This window comes from Streptomyces katrae (genome assembly GCF_000966975.1).
GTDB lineage: Bacteria > Actinomycetota > Actinomycetes > Streptomycetales > Streptomycetaceae > Streptomyces > Streptomyces katrae.
In genome coordinates this window covers 1-1,388 of sequence record NZ_JZWV01001588.1, presented here as the reverse complement: position 1 = coordinate 1,388, position 1,388 = coordinate 1, and the positions used below count along the sequence as shown (strand labels likewise).

Annotated in this window: 1 protein-coding gene and 1 pseudogene; both read right to left on the bottom strand. The window is 76.2% G+C overall.

Annotated elements, in window-relative coordinates; all coding sequences use genetic code 11:
• Window positions 1–61: 61 nt before the first annotated feature.
• Window positions 62–1,096, bottom strand: coding sequence for a hypothetical protein (locus VR44_RS39450; RefSeq protein WP_157880558.1), 1,035 nt, complete (start codon window positions 1,094–1,096; stop codon window positions 62–64).
• Window positions 1,097–1,185: 89 nt separating this feature from the next.
• A pseudogene (locus VR44_RS39445) lies at window positions 1,186–1,388 on the bottom strand (beta-glucanase); the annotation flags it as partial.

Genomic DNA, 1,388 nt, shown 5'->3' with positions numbered 1-1,388 from the left:
GCGGGGAGACGGCTCCGCGCAGCGGCACCCGAGCACCGCCCGGCCAGGGCAAGGGCAGGGGCTACGCCTCCGGCCGGACGACGGCCAGCAGCACCCCGCGGGCCACGGCCGCACCCGGCAGGAGTCCCGCATACCGCCCCGAGTCCGTGAAGGCGATGTAGTCCCCCTCGTCGAGAAGGGCCGCGCACAGCCACGCCGCGTCCTCGTCGGACCGTTCCAGCGCCCGCGTGTGCAGCACCGGGGTGAACAGCGCCAGCAGCCGCGGCAGGTCGATCTCCTCGGGCGACGTGTCGAACCGGTCCACGCGCCGGGCCAGCAACTGTTCCTCCAGGAACGGGTGGAGGGCCTCACGCGGCGGCGGGTGGGTCAGCCGGCGCATGCCCTCCAGGCCGAGCTCCTTCATCAGCCGCGCCGCCGGCGCCGCCCCCGACGCCTCGGCGAGCCGGACCCCGGCGGCCTGGCCGCAGGCCTCCAGGTACGCCTTGCGCAGGTCCGGGTCGCTGTCCTGGAGGCGCTGGAGGAGGTCGGCCGGGGTCGCCCAGCCGGCGAACCGGCCGGGCCGGCCCTCCTGCTGGGCGGTGAAGACGACCACCGCGGGCCGGCCGAGCCGGGCGGCCGCGGCGCACAGGAGCAGCAGCCGGTGCTCCCACCAGGCGTGCCCGTCCTCCAGGTCGACCACCACCACCTCGGCCCCGCGCAGCCCCCGCAGCGAGGTCACGGCCCCGGCCGGGGACTCGCCCCGCTCCGGGACCACGTTGCACGGCACGAGCAGTCCGTACCGGGCCGCGGCCGCCTCCGTGAGGGCGCCCTTGACGGCAGCGGGATCGAGGCCGCCCCCGCCGGACACGGCCCTGCTGAGCAGTACCAGCAGTACGGGCAGCAGGCTCAGCAGGACGATGCCCAGCAGCACCCACCCGGCCGGCGCGGACCCCAGGCCCAGAGCGGTCCGCGCGGCTCCCCAGGCGACGGCCAGGACGACCAGCAGTACGGGGACCAGGAGCACGGCCGCCCGTACGCCGAACGGCCAGAACGCCAGGCCCGACCCCCTGGGCCGGACCGTGGCCTTCGCCCTGGTCGACCTGTACGGCGAGTCCACGGCACCCATTATCGGCCGCCCCGCCGATCACCGCCCGGGGAGCCGGAGCAGGGGCCCGGGAGCCGGAAAGGCCCCCGGGCCCCGAGGCTCTAGCCCCGGTACACCCGCAGCTCCGCGACCTCGTACGACATCTCCGTCTGTTCCGGCCCCGGCGCCGGGTGGTACCGGCCGGCGCAGACCGACAGGTTGACGATGAGGTACGCGCGCCAGTTGCGGCCCACGCCCCGCCCGTCGGAGAAGACCCGGGTGCCGTTCAACCACCAGACGACCGACCTGCGGCCGAACTCCACCC